The following is a 15,561-nucleotide window of genomic DNA, read 5'->3' on the forward strand; positions in this document are numbered from 1 at the left end:
TCGCCAACATAATTGGGCGCCGATCCGCGGATCTCATCAAGGCTCGTGGCATTGCCATAAAGCCGGATAGATAGCTGCAAACGATCGTTAGCCGGAACAAAGCGAATGGCCTTGCAAAGCGGGGACCGTCCATAGATAGGTCCAAATCCGGCCGGTATCCGCCTTGCCCTTCGCCAGGATCGGGATCTTGGTATCGTCGCCATGAAGCCTATTGGCGGAGAGCACATAGGCTTCGATCAGTTCAAAGATCGGCCGGACCGCAAAGGCTCCCGCGCCCACCTGGTCCGCCAGCGTCGAGACCGACAGGTCGATCCCTTCGCATTTGAAGCGCTGGCTCTGTCGGTTTAACGGCTGATGCTGACCAAATTTGTCGAACAGGATCGTCGCCAGCAGCTGCGGTCCGATATAGCCGCGCGGCGTGGCATGGAACGGCGCCGGCGGCTGCGTGATCGCCTCGCAGTCCCGGCAACTGAACTTCTCCCGCACCGTGTCGATCACCTTGAACCGGCGTGGGATCTCCTCAAGCGTCGAGGTCACGCTTTCGCCGAGCTTCGACAGCCGGGCCGATCCGCAGCAGGGACACTGCGTCGGGGCCGGCAGGACCACGCGCTCTCGCTCGATGTCATTGGGAAAGGGCTGGCGCACCGGCCGCTTGCGCTCAAACGAACGCACCGTCTGCGTCTTCCCGGCCGCCTTCTCGGCAGCGAGCTCATCCTCGGTCGCGCCCGCCTCGAGTTCCTCAAGCTCAAGCTCCAGCTGATCGAGCAGCCGCGCCGACCGCTCCGAGCGCGCGCCATATATCGTGCGTCGTAGCTTCTCGATCTCGAGCTTGAGATGGGCAATCAGCGCTTCGGTGCTCGATTGCTTCGCCTGGGCATTGGCCGCTTCAGCGAGCCTGGCTTCCGCCGCAAGCCTGGCCGTGCGCTCGGCCAGGATCATTGCGTGCGCGGCGGCAAGATCGGGCGGCAGGTCGGCGCTGGAGTCCATAGCCAGATGGAATCACATTCGCTGCCAAACTCAAATGACAAAGTCTCAGCCCACGCTGGTCGGACGCCAGGACTCTTGGGGATTGCGCCAGTCGATGCCGGACAACAGATAGCTCATCTGCGCCTGCGAGATCGACACCACGCCGTCCGCCAGTGACGGCCAGACAAGACGACCTCTCTCGAGTTTCTTCGTAAACAGGCATGCTCCCTGGCCGTCATGCCAGATCACTTTCAATAAATCACCCCTGCGTCCGCGGAAGCAGAACAAATGACCACTCAGCGGATCGCGGCGCAGCACCTCTTGCACCTGCAACGACAATGAGGCGAAGCCTTTGCGCATGTCGGTGTGGCCCGTCGCCAGCCACACCCGAACTCCCGTAGGAACCGGAATCATCGCGGATCCAGAGCCTCGATGACCCGGCGAAGTGCTTCGACGTCGACGCATGCATCCACAATGATGCGCCGCCCGCTCGTCAATTCGATCTCAATTCGCTGACCGGGCGGATGCGCTGTGGCGTTCCTCGATGGAATGGCCGCCGAGGATACTGGCCCACCTTCCACGACAACCGCTCTGACAAAACCAGCGTCGGCCTCGGCCCGATTCGCCGCGAACGCCCTCCGCCAAGTCACCAGCAGGGACCGCGAAAGCCCATAGCGCCGCGCCGTCGCCGCAACCAGGCGCGGCTCGGACATGCTTTCCAAAACAATCCGTGCCTTCTCCTCCTCAGACCAGCGGCGCCGCCGGCCTGTATCAACCACTTCAAGTCGATTCAGCGCACTGATCGTATGGCTGTCCATACGTACAGTTCTCAACCATCAGGCCAACCCGCTGCAAGGCGTCTCTCCTCGGACGCTTACGCCTGAACCTCCAGCAACGGCGCCTGAAGGCTCGGTATTTCCGGCATAGCCTTGCCGGCGATCGCCTGGAGGTCGCCAACCATGCCGACCGTCGATTCAATGACGGCCAGGATCTGCGTTTCGCGCTTTGCCCACTGCCGGCTAATGAACTTACGTTCCTTGTCGAGGTCCTCGCGCATGTCGGTGAACTTTTCGACGACGGCGTCGACGCGCTGCCGGAATTTCGTCCCGGTCAAATAGTGGTAGACCTGCTCCATCTTGGTTTGTTGGCCCTGCTGAACCAGGCGGGAGTTGGTGACGTCGATAAATCCCTGGCGGAGCGCAATTGCCACAGGAACAGCGCAGCGAGGATGGGCAACCCACACCCCGTCGATCAGATCAAAATGCTCTACGTGCTTCGGCAGCGCCTGCGAGATGATGAGCGCTACGTCTGCGCCACAACGGCGCTGGTCGTCGCGTAGCTTCGTGAGCCAGCCATCGCTCCAGCCCTTGGTCCGCTTGGATTCCCAGAGGATGACGCCGGCGGGCTGACCGATTGTGCCGTTCACCTGCTGCATTACGTCGGCACCAAGTTCTCCTTTGCCGATCGGTTCGATCACGTCGGTCGGAAAACGCCCGCGAAGCAATTCTTCAAGCTCAAGCTCAAGAACTTCGCCCTGAGACTGCTGGGAGCCTTGCTCTGCCTTGCGCTTCAGCTCCTCGATTGTACGAGTCATCGACTCTATCGTCTGATCCTTCTCTGCCACGCGCAAACGCGCGGCCTCATCCGCCTCTTGCCTGGCCTTGATCTGAATCTCGCCGATGGAGGCCTGCACGCGTTTCTCGATCGTCAGGTGCGCGGCGGCGATCAGGGTGAGACTCTCTCATCCTGATTGTCGCGCTATAGTCAGGTCCAGTTCACGCTTCTCGGTCTCCAGCGCACGCTCCTTCCGCAAGAGTTCGGCCTGCACCTGCTGGGCCTCGGCAAGTTTGGCATCGTTGGCCTCCAACATCGCACGAAGTTCCCTGGCTTCGGCATCCTTGGCCTGCAGTTCTGCCGCTGCGGCCTCGCGTGCCTTCCTGGACTCCGTTGCAACCAGTTGGCCCCGCTCCGCCGTCAGGCGCTTGGCTACCTGGTCCTCGATCTGCTCACGGTCTTTGGCCAGCTGCTCGCGCTCAGCGCGCAAGGCGTCGGTCTTCCGAGTGACCTCCGCATCCTTGACCGCCAGTTGCGCTTGAAAGCGCTGACGGGTCTCCGCGAGAAGGGGGGCTGCGAGAGATTCAGTCAGGTGGATCTCGTGATTGCAGTTGGGGCAATGCAAGGTGGGCTCGTGCGTAGCGCCAGCCGCGCTTTGAAACTCATGATTTGCGCCTGTCGATTAAATAGAATACGGATTGAACACCATCTGGCCGCGGTTGCGAGACAGCTCGCGGCTGCTATCCACACGAAGGCGTCGTCGCGTGGCCGTTTTCCCCGGAAACCACGGAGGCTCATTCCGGTGCCGGCTACCGCATCTTAGTTAGAAGGAGAACAAAAAGTGATCAGTGTGTTGTTTTTATGCCTTTGGAAGCGGCAATAAAGCGGCAAAACGAATCCGCCGATTGATGGCCTAATAGCCTAGTTTCGTTGGTGAATTAGCCCGAAAAGAAAGCGGCAACAGTCACTCGGATGAAGCCGATTATCCCGGTCGAAAACAAGGATCTGACTGATCTAGCGACGAATCTGGTTGCAAAAGCCTGTGGTCTGGCCGCTCGCCTAAGCCCGGCGCTTCGCGGCTCGATCGGCGACCTCGTTCGATCCATGAACTGTTATTACTCCAATCTCATCGAAAACCACAACACGACGTTGATCCACATTGATCGTGCGTTGAAGAACGACTTTGCGAAAGAGCCGGAACAGCGGAAGCTCCAGCTTGAGGCGAAGGCTGACATCGAAGCAGGAAATGATCGACCGGGGAGGGAGCCGGGCAGCGTTCTCACAACTGAATTTATTCTGGCTGCATCGCGAGTTTTACGGCCGCGTTCCTGAAGAGATGTGGTCGGTTGAAACCCGCTGACCAAGGAACGTGCGAAGATGACGCGGGGCGACTATGGACGCGTCGCGTTCAGGTAGGCCTGCACGTCCCGCCTGATCCGGATGAGTTGCCGGATTTCCTCCTGCGGTTCTGCGAGGCTTACTCTACGAAGATGCTCTCGAAAACGAGCGCATCATCGGCGTTGCAGCTTCGCACCATCGCCTGGTCTGGATCCACCCGTTCCTCGACGGCAACGGCGCGCGTCGCGCGCCTGTTTTCGCATGCGCTGCCGCGCGAGCTCGGCATCGGCTCAGAGCTGTGGTCGATTTCGCGCGGATTGGAGCGCGCCTTCGGGGAGTACAAGACAAGCCTTCCGGCCGCCGACCAGCTGAGGCGAGGGGATCTCGATGGTCGAGGCAATCTCACTCAAGCCGGCCTCGCCAAACTTCTGCCGGTCTTTCTTGCCACTCGCGTCGACCAGGTCGACGATCATGGGACTGCTACTGGAGTCCTCGGAGCTCATGAATCGGATGGAGATCTGGACCAAGGAGGAAATAGCCGCAAAACGCCTCTCAAAGGGTTCCTGGCCAATTTTGCAACTGGCCCGTCATGCGGGGCGAATTCAAGCGGGGCGATGCGTCGGATATCACCGGTTGCGCCAAGCGTCAGGCGCGTACTGTGCTCAATCAGCTGATTGATAACGGTTACCCTGTCTCGCCGACACCGCGAAGTCCGGTTCGACTAGGCTTTCCACCGGGTGCCGTTGATCGCTGGTTTCCGCGACTCTACCAGCCACACGCGATCTAACCAGATGGCCGCGGCGAACTGCGCCAAGCGCGACAAGGGCCGCCCGCTCGCACGGCGACTGAATTCCCTGGTTTGATCTCGGTCGATCCGTAGGTACGATGCGACGCCTATATAAGTGGTTCTAAACGGGGAGGGCGGGCTAACGTTACCGGCGATGTCGGGCGCTAAGCACGCCGGTTTAAGGCATGCCGATCGAACTTCATGAGCGTCTATCTGAATTTTCCTACGGGTATGGTGTAACGCGCGAAGTCGAAGGCCGGCTGAAAGCGGCGGGTTTGTCAGCAGTACCCTTCCTGCCCAGCCTGATCCAAGAAGCCTCCGTTGGCTTTGATGTTGCGTTCAACGTCCAGGGCTTGCCGTTGATGATCCAGTTCAAGCTGGGGCAAGCCATGCGGCGCTTTAGGCCGTCGCCGCGACCTCAGCTTTCTCAGCAGTTCTGGAGATATCATGTCGATACAGCAGAGCCTGACGGTCAGTTCGAGTTACTGCTAAAGGCCGAGCACGACGGTGCGCGCGTGTTTTATGTTGCTCCCATGTTTCACGACTGGGAGGTCTATCTCGGCCACTATGAGCAGAAAAATATTCTGCGGCGGTCGCTCATTGTGACGCCAAAGGCAATCCGCTCGGTATTGGACACCAACAGCGTTCCGGATGGAGAGCACAAGGTCGTCTACGACGATCAACGTGCATACCTTTGTTCGAGTCCTCTGCAGCTTCCGACTGTGCGAGAAGCGGACGTCGCTGAAAAGGTCCGCTTTGACCTTGAACACCGGAAGGTGTCCCTTGGTGAGGTCCTGGAAGAGGTTCTTACTGGGTTTGAAAGACGTGCGGAAATCCGCCGGGCGGCCGAAGGGCGTCACCAAGATCCAGATCGCGCCGCTTATCAGATTCCATCAGACGACGGCCGGGGAGCTGCCCTTCGTCGGAGTCGGCTAGCCAGATTTCAAGCGAGTGGCCGTAGCCGCGCGGAAGCCGTGGCGCTCGTGGTGGGTGCAGAGACTTGGTCGATAGGAGCTCAGCTTATCTTTGTGACGAGGCAATAAGTTCAGAAAGCCAATTTAGCGCCTAACCTGCAGCTATCGGGCATCATGTCAATGGGACTTAAGCTTGAGGAAGGAGGAACTTTGGGGATGTGACGTCATGCTTGCAAATCAAACCGATACTTGCGGCTGCGCAGATCGAAGGCTTCACGTCCTCCCTCCATGATCGAAGTGATGGTGGTGCTCACAGCCGGCGTTTCGATGGCTCCGTCGCAGTCAAGCTGAACGCGAGGTGAGTTATTGTTCGGGTTTGACGATGGCTCCGGAGACTTCAACGCGATGATCTTGTCAGCGTCACCATTGACGACGATGTTGGCATTGTGAGTCGTAAAAATGAGCTGCCGGGTAGACTTCGAGGTTCTCAAAAGCTCCACGATACGCATGATCACTCGGTTATCCAGGTCGTCTTCCGGCTGGTCGATGATCAGAGTTCCAGCCGATTGTTTCAGCAGAAGTTCGAGTAACGCGGACGCCTGTTGACCAGGCGACGCCATCTTGAAGTCGATTGCCCTACCGTCGTCAACGTATGACATGATGATCGAATCCGCCGGGACCGCCGCCACGATACCCGCGATCGTTGTGTCCGTGAGATTCAGATAGATCCTCTTGCGCTGCCGCTCGGTCAGTTGCCTGGCGCCATTGAACAGGATCGCTTGGAGCGAGCTAAGAATACCATCACTTGCATCGGGCGGTGACCCGGCCATGATCTTTGCTTCGTAAAGCCTGACAAACTGCTGCCGCAGCTTGGCCCAGCCTTCTACCTCGTCGGCCGCAAGTGTCATGCTGACCCACTCCGTGCAGCTCTCTTCGACCGATTGGGTATGGGACGCCTCAAACAGCTTGTGCAGCGCGGCCAAGTACTGCGCCGGCAGTCGATCCCGGCGAGCGCGTGCCTTTAGCATGTTGCTTGACTTGCCGGCGACGGCGTCGGCGGCGGATTTCAGGATGTCGCGCCGCTGGCTCACCAGACGGTCCAATTGCGCGACCGCGTCCTCGTAGTCCTTCTCGGCATTCGCTTTGGCAAGCTCCGCACTCCGGGCACGCGTCTGCGCGGCTTCCGCCGTCTGCAGTTCGCCGTTCAACCGGGCGACCTCGTCTATCAAGTTGCTGTGCTTGCCCTGCTCCTCAACGGCCGCTGCGTAGGTTGTACCGAAGACAGCTCGCTTAACCTCAAAGCGGTCCGCGGCTTCACGTTGCCTCGTTGACAGAACGTCGAGGGCAGTCTTCGCCGCTTCGAAGGACGCCTTGATCGCGGCCTTGGCGTCCGACAGGGCCTGCCGCAGGCTTGCCGCCTCATCAAAGTCGCTCGCACCCTCATAAGTCGATAACTCGACCGTAAGCGTGGCGCTTTCCAGCCGGTCTAGAGCATTTTCCGATCACGTTGCGTCGTAACCAGCCGCGACGAGATAGTTTTGACACTCCTCGGGTGAGAAGCGTTTGAGAGCGTTGGCGATTGCTTGCCAGAGATCAGGCATGGTGCGCGCTGCGGCGGCCCGCAACAGCGCCTTCAGTTTAGAGAAGGCCATTTCGATCGGGTTGAAGTCTGGACTGTAGGGCGGAAGATAGAGCAGGCTTGCTCCGACCGCCTGGATGGCCTCTCGAACACCATGGACCTTGTGAGCGGGCAAGTTGTCCATGATAACGGTATCGCCCGGCCGCAGCGATGGGGCGAGCAATTGCTCGACGTAGGCCAGGAAAGCGTCGCCATCCATTGGGCCGTCCAGAACAAGCGGCGCGATCAGACCGTCGGAGCGCAATCCAGCGGTGAATGTCGTCGTCTTCCAATGTCCGTGTGGGATAGCTGCACGACATCGCTCGCCGCGTGGCGAGCGCCCGTGAAGCCGCGCCATTTTGGTGTTGGCGCTGGTTTCGTCGATGAAGACGAGACGCTCAGGGTCAAGATCGATTTGCCCTTCGAACCACTCCTCACGCGCGGCATTTATATCGCCGCGCCGTTGCTCGGCGGCGTGCGCTGTCTTTTTTTAAGTGTGATCTTTCTGCGCTGGAAAAAACGCCAGAGCGACGCGATGCCAGTCGATATTCCACGACGTTTCAACAGTTCTCGCAACTCGGCGAGCGTGATATCCGGCTTCGCGGTCACCGCCTCCAGAATCAATTGCGAATGCGCTTCGATGCGCTGCGATTTGCGGTCACCGCCCTGGCGTTTAGGAACGATGTCGCCAACTTCCTTGAGGCGACCGCGCCAGCGGATCGCGCTGGCCGCGCTGACACCAAAGCGCTCGGCAGCCTGTCGACAGGACATGCCACCGTCAATCGCGGCTACCACCCTTTGGCGAAGATCAACCGAAAGCGCCCTGGCCATACATGCTGACCTCCCTCGCCAGCATGCAGCTTGAATCTGACTCGCGCCGTTTTGGGAATCCCCACCCGATTCATTCCGGTCGGAAAATGCTCTAGTTCGACCTTAGCGTCTCTCGCCTGGTCGCCGATAGTGCGAATGTAATCATTCGCTCGACCGTACTTTGGGCCATCCTCGATTGTCTTAAGGGCCTCAGGGGAGAGTCCTTCTTCTTCAAGCCGTTTGGTCAACGCCGTGATGCGCTGTCTGAGATCCTCCACCTTCTCGGTCGTTTGCCGCAGGTCGACGCGAGACTGCCACAGCGCGGCCAGGTTGATTAGCGCGGTACCGACGCTGCGTTGGCCGTTCTCGATGGCTCTCTTAATGTCCCGCTCCCGGTCCACCTCCTCCGCTGCGGCAATGCCTGTGATCTGTTCAGATGCGGTGGCCGGGTTATTCATGGTGCTCGACAGGCCTTTCTGCCGGAAAGCTCTTCCTCGAAAGCGTTCCCGGGCAGTCCTGGTCGTCACCTCAATAGTCCGTCCGGCGGCGCTGACGGTAATAATCTCGCTATTTGCTAAGACACGCCGCCAAGTCTCCCTCACGCCTTCGCGCTCAAGCACCACCTCCACATAACCATCTTCTGCCAACGTCTCGCTGATAAGCTTGGCTTCACGGTCAAACTCAGGGTCGATCTTGTTGTCGAAGTCCTTGTCGGTCCGCCCGAGGCCAAAGCGAAGATACTCTAGAAAAGCGCTCTTTCCCGAGCCTCGCCCGCCTATGATTGCGTTGAAGCCGTCATTGAAGGATATTGTCACGGGCGCAGGTCCGGTGAGGCTGCTCTTCACGCGCAACTCCACCAGATATTCCGTTGGAGATGTCGGCGCGTCGAACACGATTCTCGCCTCGTCGGCCAGAAGCGCCTGGCGAAAGGCTTCGATTGAGTGCTCGCCAAGCTTGATCCAGCAGTCGTGGACGCCCAATCGGCTCCAATCTGCGCTGCGGTTGTCGCCAGTCGCTAGGATCGCTCGGCGCCGCTTGCCCCAGTCCGCGATTTTCCCGCGGATCTTTTCCAAGGTCGCCGCATCCAGCGAACTATATGGCCGCTCAATATAGACGCCGTCGATCGGCAAATTTGCGAATCTGGGGTGATGGCCGGCTTCATTTAGGCTCTTGTGGTCTTCCTCCTTGCTGAAGTGCGGCAGGATCACGCTTGCGTCGCGCAGATGCTGCTCGCCCTGGACAGCCTGAACGAAGCCGGCTACGGTTTCCCGAGCCGGCACGATCGCGCAGGTTTTGGCCTGCGCCGCCGCCGCGGCAAGGATATTTCCTGCCGCAGCCAATGCGAGTTTCTGCGTGTCGACGCCCATCGCGGGATCGAAGACCACAATGCATTGCGCGTTGTCCGAGCAGGTGATCTCGACCGCGGGAAACACGCGCACGGCCGAACCACGACGCTGCGCCGCCTGCAGAACATAAGCGGACAGGCAAATGTCGTGGTGATCCGAGACAGCGATAGCCCGTAGTTTTGCGGCCTCGGCTGCGTCGATGAAGCTATCAGCCCACTGCTGGCGCGCCAACTCACCAGCTTCATTCCCGCCAGGCAGGCCGGGTGAGCCAGCCCAGTTGAGATCGCGCGGCGTATGACATTGAAAGTCGCACTTATGCCACGTCGTGCCCGGATGAAGTCCAACCTCGTGCGCCATTTTTCTATCCCCCGCCGCGCGGCATACTTCCTCAGGTTGTACTGAGACGCAACCTCGATGCTCCTCAAGCCGAGGCTCAACTTAAGTCGTAGCGAACGAAGTCCTTGCGGTTCTTTTAAGACTCGAGCGGATCTCGCCCAACGTCGGAAAGATATGTGTCGTGCTCGTCGCTGCAGCGTCTCCACAGTCGACGAGCATTCGATCGCTAAGCTAGCGTCATGACGGCGCTGCTGAGGCCTTTGTACGGATCAGACTGAGCGGCCGGCATTTGGGCTTGCGGTCGACCTGAGGTCGACAGCACGTAGACGCCCAAGGCTTTCCTGTGGCAATTATTGATAGATAGTAGCTTCGGGGATTATACCAGTCCGCAGTCTGACAAGGCGATGATGTGGGGATGCCCCCTTTGGAGGGCGGAGGATCGGTTGCCTACTCAAGAACACCCGTCGTCTCGGTGGCCGCTAAATCGGAGCGCGATGCTTTGGCGCTACATGGGGCTCGATAAGTTCGTCTGGGCTCTCGACAACAAGGCGCTATTTTTTTTGCCGGTCCGACAAATTTGAAGATCCTTCTGAAGGATTCTTCACAAGAGCCAATGCTCTTGCTGAAGATCACTTTGTTTCGCATCAAATGCGCAATGGCGGCTTTGGTGCACCCGAACGCACCTCGGCGGAATCTTTGCCCCAGGTTACTGGATGATGCTTTCCGTAGCGCAGCAGCACAGGACAAATACATTTGTCAGTTGCTGGCACATGAACGAGAACGAGTCAGACGCTATGTGGGATCGCTACGCTCCGACCTCTGATTCGATCAGCGTGCAGGCCAGCTTTGCCAAGTTACAACAGCTTCTTCCAGACCAATGCTGTCTCGGGGGCGTAAATTACATAGACTTCGACACGGAGCTTATTGACCTCACCTAACAGTCTAAACGCTATCGTCCATAAAGAAAGGAAGTACGCTGGGGAGAGGGAAATTAGAGCGGTCATCTGGGGGAGGGCAGCTGCAGACAATTTTCCCGCAACTGGTGAAAATGGCATTGCCGTACCCGTCGATTTGAATGCACTGGTCGAAAAGGTCTATCTTCACCCTTTGGCAGATCCGAGTTGCCGCCAAAGGGTTGCAAACCTGTTAGATAGGTACGGCTTGATCAGCAAAGAGGTGTCCCCTTAACCACGGCGTATTTTCTCAGAACGAACGAGAGTCGGCCTGTGACCGAACTTTGGACAATCAGGATTTGAGTTTTGCGCCCCTGATCGTTTCCGCTCATCGTCGAGAGCTGGATCAGTCAGCTTAATCCAGCTCTCTGTGCGAGACGATATCCAGCCGAGACGGCTCCTGCCGGCGCAGCGGTCAGCCACCGAAGACGAATTCCACCCGGCTAGCGGCATAGGCGGTCTGACCGAAAGAGATCGGACGCTCCTCGGCGTCGACATTTACGACGTCGGTCTGCAGCACGTGCTCCGTCGTTGGGATCTTCAGCCGCTCAACTTCAATGGTCGTCGGCGGCCGCGATCGCATGCGGACGGATTTGCGGTGGTAGTCGGTCACGCCGAGCTTCTTCAGCACCGCGGAGGTGGATAAGATGGCATCGGCGCCACGCGCCGCCTTTTCGAAAGCTTTACCGATGGTGGGGAGTAACCTTTCGGGGAAGTAGCTTGGTCCATAGCTGATCGGCACGCCATCAGCCTCACTCAATGTCGTCACCACGACCACGCGCTCACCATCACGGAGCCCGAGTGCGGCGCGCACCGGGGGCGAAGCGTCGGCTTGCTCGATCGAAATCAGCCTGCGGGAAGGCTTCTTTCGGTTCTCAAGAATGTTTTCCTCGAAGTACTTCCGGTTCTCGAAATGGTAGTTGATCGGATCGTGGGAAACGAATGTCCCGCGGCCCTGCTCCATGCTGACCACGCCCTCGTGTTCGAGGTGCGACAGAGCGCGCAGCACCGTCAGGCGATTGACGCCAAATCTCGCTGCGATCGCCGGCGCCGAAGGCAACCGCCCTCCGGGCGCCAAGGCGCCGCGATTGATGTCGTCGACGATGGAGTCCACGATCCGCCGCCACATGCTGATCCCTTCCATCGTCCGTTTCGCCATGGGCAGATGTGGTCCTCCCGAACTACGCCGAATTTGCTGGGCATCGTACGTTGACGCCAACCGTCGTTGGCGTGATTTGCTGGACATTTGCGTCAGCCCACAGGGCTTGGGTGCGCACCAACCTCCACAACGGTCTCGGCGATCGCCCTGAGACCGGTGGCAAGCTCATCACGTGTTTCTGGAGATCCAAAGCAGATCCGCGCTGCGTCGGGCACCGGCCCACCATCGGCAACAAAGGGGGCCGCGTCGCCGGCGAGCACGCCACGGGCCTTGAGGTGAGCGTGGAATGCTTCGCGCCGCCCCGTTGGCAGCTTCAGCCACCCGTGGATCGCTCCAGGCGGAGAGGCGAAGTCCAGGCCGGCAAGTGCGGAGATGGCCATGGCGTGACGGCCGGCGGCCTCCGCGCGGACTGCCTCGAACAGCCGACCAGCCATGCCACTGTCCATCCAATGTGAAACCACCGCAGCCGTGATCGGTGCCGCCATCCAGAAGGTGGAGCGCACCCCGGGCCAAAAGGCCCGCTTGGCTTCGGCGCCCGAAGGGGCTGCCACATAGGCGAATCGCAGGCCCACCGTGAAGCTCTTGCCGAGTCCCAAGATATACCAACTGATGTCCGGCGCGAGCGCGGACATCGGCGGCGGTGCGTCCGCCGGCAAGGCGCTGTAGATGTCGTCCTCCACGATCGCAAGGCTGTAGCGCCGAGCGATGTCGATGATCTCATGCCGGCGACCCAACGGCATGACAACGGTCGTCGGATTCTGCAGGGTGGCCAGGCAATACAAGGCTTTGGGTTTCAGCCGGCGGCACGCCTCGTCAAGGGCGGCTGGGATCATACCGTCCGCGTCGCAGGCCACGGATTCGGTGCGAAATCCGTACTGCCGGGCGATGGCGGGGACGGCGGGATAGGTGAGTGGTTCGGTGAGCAGAGTCTCGCCGGGCCGCATGATCGCGGGATAGATCATGTTCATCGCGCTGAGCGTGCCATTTGTGAGCACAACACGCTCCAGAGCCGGCGCCTTGCCTAAGCGGCGTGCGAGCCATTCCCCGCCTTGGATCCGATCCCTTTCCGTCCCCATGAAACGATGGGTGCGCGTGAGGGCCGTGAAGTCCGTCTCAGCGAGAAGGTCGGTCAGCGCCGCCCGGAACGCCTGGTTGGTCTCTGGAACGGGTGGCGGAAGGTTACGGCCGAGATCGGCGACGACGGTCATGCGGGCTCCAAGGGTTTGAAGAAAATTCTGACATTCAGCTTAGCGGATAATGATCTATACCACTAGACCTTTTCCTCGAGGCCCCTATAATTTGGGAGTAGACAGAGGAACGGCAGGCATGGCGGGGCAGCTCAAATACGGGGGAATGGCGTCGGAGGGACCATCCCTGGAGGCCCGCGAACTGCCGCCGGGGCCCCGGACGTGATCGCACTCAGCGAGCACGAGTTCGATTTCGACACCCCACGCCATGCCGTAGCGTCGACGTAGTGGCGCTCGAGCGCGCGGCAAGCCTCGCCCCACAGCGAGATCGTCAAGTCGAGGATTTTCTGCCCGCGGCAAGTAAACCAGTACAGCGGGTCGAGGCCGACTTTCTCCGCTGATCGATCAACCTTCCTTAAGGAGAGAACATGAGCCTGCCTGCGCCTTACGCATCGCTGAACGGAAGGATCGTTTCCTGGCCGGAAGCCACAATGCATGTCTTCAGCCCGGCGGCGAAATACGGCCTCGGAGTCTTTGAGGGGGTGCGGGCCTACTGGAGCGAGCAGCAGGGACGCCTCCTTCTGTTCCGGATGGAGGACCACCTGCGGCGCTTGGCCTATAGCCACAAGGCGGTACGCTTCGACACTCCCTTCACGGCTGAGGAGCTGACGGGGCAGACCGCAGACCTGCTCAAGGCCTGCGGGTACCGGGAGAGCACCCACATCCGGATCATGAGTTACCTGGACGGCCAGGGAGACATGACGGTGAGCGGGCCGATCGGCACCGCTATCACAGCGCTGGCCCGGCCCGTGCCCAAGGCCGTGATCGATGGTGTCCAGGCCCAGGTGAGCTCATGGGTGCGGATTCCTGACCGCGCCATGCCGGCCCGCATCAAGGCCAGCGCCAACTACCACAACTCGCGACTGGCTCACATGCAGGCCATTGCAGACGGCTACCAGCAGGCCCTGCTGCTAAACGAGCGGGGTAATTTGGCCGAGGCCCCCACCTCAACGCCTTTCATCGTCCGCAACGGCGTGGTGGTGACGCCGCCGCTCGGCGAGGACGTGCTGGAAAGTATCACCCGCGATACCATTCTCAGGCTCGCCCGCGAAAGCATCGGCTTGCCGGTGGAGGAGCGGGTTGTGAACCGCTCCGAGCTTTATGCGGCCGACGAGGCCTTCCTGGTTGGGACGGGAGCGGAGGTGACGCCAATCCTCGGCATCGATCGACTTCCAGTGGGCGATGGGAAGGCTGGGCCGGTGGTAAGAGCATTACAAGCGGCCTACTTCGACCTCGTCCACGGGCGCACAAATCTCTGGCCGAACTGGCTGACGCCCGTGGAAGTTTAGCATGGCACCACCGAGCGCCAGGTTCGAGATTTCTAGGAGGTCGTGTCCGAACTCTGAGGAGGCTGGCACAAATACCCTCGTGCCCTGAACAACGGCCACTGTTCAAGACGCCCGCGAGGATTTTTGTGGGTCGTTAGCAGGGTCGTCTGAATACGTGCCATCAAAAGACAGGAGTCCGCCACGAGGCATACGCACCATCCTTGCCGGTGACGATCGCCCGGTAGATCCCTATCAATCGTTGCGTTATGATTCCAGGTTGACCGTTCCCAACCGGTATACGGTCTACGGATGTCACCGGCATGATTTCGGCACCAGTCCCGCAATGGAATACTTCCTCGGCGAGAATCAATTCGGTTCGATCGACATCGCGCTCAGCCGTATGTAGCTCAAAATATCTGCGGGCTAATTCGACAACGGTCTGGCGTGTAATCGATTCTAATATGTCGTTGGTCCCGCTCGGCGTGATCAGTTGGCCATCGCGGACGATGAACACGCACGTCGCGGGGGCCTCGGCCAGCTTTCCTCTTGAATTGAGGAGGAAAGCGACATCGTAACCATCCCGCTGGGCCTGCATGACCGCCAATCGAGCGTTATGGTAGTTTGCGTTGCATTTGATGCGCGCGGGCATAACGTTGTCTGGCATGCGCATCCAGGAACTAATCTGAGCAGAGGCGCCTTGGATCGATTGCTGCGCGGACTGCCGCGGCAGCGCCGTGATCGCGGTTCCTACGGGTCCCGTTGCCCCGATGTCGCCTGGCCCGTCGATAAAAGTCATCATCCGGATATGCACGGTCGTACGAAACGCATTTGCGCGACACAAACGAACGAGTGCCTCGGTTAACTCTTCTCGGGATGGCCCCTGATCGAACCGCATCGCCTTTTGCGAGAACGCAAACCGATCAAGGTGCTCTGCGAGACGAAAGAGGTACATTTGCTGTGCCTCTTCATTCCAATAGCCGCGTATTCCTTCGAAAACACCTACGCCATACTTCGCCACGGGTGCGAAGACATGCACCTTCGCGTCATTCCAAGGAACGATTTGGCCGTTGAGATATGCAAATTGGGCGGTCGACATCCGTCTTCACCTATAACGTGGTAGCCGCTGTCGCGACTTCGCTTGCCCGATGCCCTGGTCGGCTAGCACCTGGTCACCGTCGATCGTGCGTCGCGGGCGATCAGCGGCTTCGTCATGTTACGCTCCGGCTCTCGGGCGTACGGGAATGCACATAGTGTTGCTCCGCTTG

General features: G+C 59.7%; 10 protein-coding genes and 4 pseudogenes. 3 read left to right on the top strand and 11 right to left on the bottom strand.

All coding sequences use genetic code 11. The features are described from left to right. Positions 1-132: 132 nt before the first annotated feature. The 4 genes and pseudogenes from tnpC to ACOIX3_RS09870 form a co-directional block, all read right to left on the bottom strand. Positions 133-987: pseudogene (tnpC, locus tag ACOIX3_RS09855) on the bottom strand (IS66 family transposase); the annotation flags it as partial. 45 nt (positions 988-1,032) lie between these two features. Beyond that, positions 1,033-1,380, bottom strand: a complete 348-nt coding sequence (gene tnpB / locus ACOIX3_RS09860) for an IS66 family insertion sequence element accessory protein TnpB (RefSeq protein ID WP_420969556.1) — start codon at positions 1,378-1,380, stop codon at positions 1,033-1,035. Then, positions 1,377-1,784 carry an IS66-like element accessory protein TnpA gene (gene tnpA / locus ACOIX3_RS09865; RefSeq protein ID WP_420969558.1) on the bottom strand — a complete coding sequence of 136 codons (408 nt, stop codon included), beginning with the start codon at positions 1,782-1,784 and terminating at the stop codon, positions 1,377-1,379. Before tnpA ends, tnpB begins: the two co-directional genes overlap by 4 nt. 56 nt (positions 1,785-1,840) lie before the next feature. Beyond that, positions 1,841-3,145 (bottom strand): annotated as a pseudogene (locus ACOIX3_RS09870) (DUF2130 domain-containing protein). Between the two features lie 347 nt (positions 3,146-3,492). On the opposite strand from ACOIX3_RS09870, the gene ACOIX3_RS09875 reads away from it, so the two are divergent. Then, positions 3,493-3,852, top strand: a complete 360-nt coding sequence (locus ACOIX3_RS09875; RefSeq protein WP_420969559.1) for a hypothetical protein — start codon at positions 3,493-3,495, stop codon at positions 3,850-3,852. A gap of 296 nt (positions 3,853-4,148) precedes the next feature. On the opposite strand, the gene ACOIX3_RS09880 is transcribed toward ACOIX3_RS09875, so the two are convergent. Further along, on the bottom strand, positions 4,149-4,331 hold the full coding sequence (locus tag ACOIX3_RS09880) for a hypothetical protein (protein WP_420969560.1): 183 nt from the start codon (positions 4,329-4,331) through the stop codon (positions 4,149-4,151). A gap of 499 nt (positions 4,332-4,830) precedes the next feature. Between ACOIX3_RS09880 and ACOIX3_RS09885 the strand changes: the two genes are divergently transcribed. Then, positions 4,831-5,688: a hypothetical protein gene (locus ACOIX3_RS09885; protein ID WP_420969561.1), complete on the top strand. Its 858-nt coding sequence runs from the start codon at positions 4,831-4,833 to the stop codon at positions 5,686-5,688. A 95-nt stretch (positions 5,689-5,783) separates the two neighbouring features. On the opposite strand, the pseudogene ACOIX3_RS09890 reads toward ACOIX3_RS09885, so the two are convergent. The 5 genes and pseudogenes from ACOIX3_RS09890 to ACOIX3_RS09910 all read right to left on the bottom strand — a co-directional run. Continuing rightward, a pseudogene (locus tag ACOIX3_RS09890) lies at positions 5,784-7,049 on the bottom strand (AAA family ATPase); the annotation flags it as partial. Between the two features lie 12 nt (positions 7,050-7,061). Continuing rightward, positions 7,062-8,008 (bottom strand): IS630 family transposase gene (locus tag ACOIX3_RS09895; protein WP_420966712.1). Its coding sequence is split into 2 segments (ribosomal slippage): positions 7,062-7,669 and positions 7,669-8,008, totalling 948 coding nucleotides; the frame shifts between segments, so codons are not numbered across the junction. Between the two features lie 88 nt (positions 8,009-8,096). Beyond that, positions 8,097-9,690 (bottom strand): annotated as a pseudogene (locus ACOIX3_RS09900) (AAA family ATPase); the annotation flags it as partial. Between the two features lie 1,347 nt (positions 9,691-11,037). Further along, positions 11,038-11,781 carry a phosphonate metabolism transcriptional regulator PhnF gene (phnF, locus tag ACOIX3_RS09905; RefSeq protein WP_420969562.1) on the bottom strand — a complete coding sequence of 248 codons (744 nt, stop codon included), beginning with the start codon at positions 11,779-11,781 and terminating at the stop codon, positions 11,038-11,040. A gap of 92 nt (positions 11,782-11,873) precedes the next feature. Then, complete coding sequence (locus ACOIX3_RS09910) at positions 11,874-12,989, bottom strand: PLP-dependent aminotransferase family protein (RefSeq protein WP_420969563.1); 1,116 nt, start codon at positions 12,987-12,989, stop codon at positions 11,874-11,876. Positions 12,990-13,396: 407 nt separating this feature from the next. Here ACOIX3_RS09910 and ACOIX3_RS09915 point away from each other — a divergent pair, with 407 nt between their 5' ends. Next, positions 13,397-14,317: a branched-chain amino acid transaminase gene (locus tag ACOIX3_RS09915; protein WP_420969564.1), complete on the top strand. Its 921-nt coding sequence runs from the start codon at positions 13,397-13,399 to the stop codon at positions 14,315-14,317. A gap of 160 nt (positions 14,318-14,477) precedes the next feature. Here ACOIX3_RS09915 and ilvE read toward each other — a convergent pair whose 3' ends face one another. Beyond that, the gene (gene ilvE / locus ACOIX3_RS09920; protein ID WP_420969565.1) at positions 14,478-15,392 is read right to left on the bottom strand and encodes a branched-chain-amino-acid transaminase; all 915 of its coding nucleotides are present in this window, start codon (positions 15,390-15,392) and stop codon (positions 14,478-14,480) included. Positions 15,393-15,561: the final 169 nt, after the last annotated feature.

It is taken from the genome of Bradyrhizobium sp. B120, from assembly GCF_049075665.1.
In the GTDB taxonomy this organism is placed as follows: domain Bacteria; phylum Pseudomonadota; class Alphaproteobacteria; order Rhizobiales; family Xanthobacteraceae; genus Bradyrhizobium.

Coding starts and splice junctions, on each gene's coding strand:
- tnpB (WP_420969556.1), bottom strand. CDS start 1,380: ATGATTCCGGTTCCTACGGGAGTTCGGGTGTGGCTGGCGACGGGCCAC.
- tnpA (WP_420969558.1), bottom strand. CDS start 1,784: ATGGACAGCCATACGATCAGTGCGCTGAATCGACTTGAAGTGGTTGAT.
- ACOIX3_RS09875 (WP_420969559.1), top strand. CDS start 3,493: ATGAAGCCGATTATCCCGGTCGAAAACAAGGATCTGACTGATCTAGCG.
- ACOIX3_RS09880 (WP_420969560.1), bottom strand. CDS start 4,331: ATGATCGTCGACCTGGTCGACGCGAGTGGCAAGAAAGACCGGCAGAAG.
- ACOIX3_RS09885 (WP_420969561.1), top strand. CDS start 4,831: ATGCCGATCGAACTTCATGAGCGTCTATCTGAATTTTCCTACGGGTAT.
- phnF (WP_420969562.1), bottom strand. CDS start 11,781: ATGGCGAAACGGACGATGGAAGGGATCAGCATGTGGCGGCGGATCGTG.
- ACOIX3_RS09910 (WP_420969563.1), bottom strand. CDS start 12,989: ATGACCGTCGTCGCCGATCTCGGCCGTAACCTTCCGCCACCCGTTCCA.
- ACOIX3_RS09915 (WP_420969564.1), top strand. CDS start 13,397: ATGAGCCTGCCTGCGCCTTACGCATCGCTGAACGGAAGGATCGTTTCC.
- ilvE (WP_420969565.1), bottom strand. CDS start 15,392: ATGTCGACCGCCCAATTTGCATATCTCAACGGCCAAATCGTTCCTTGG.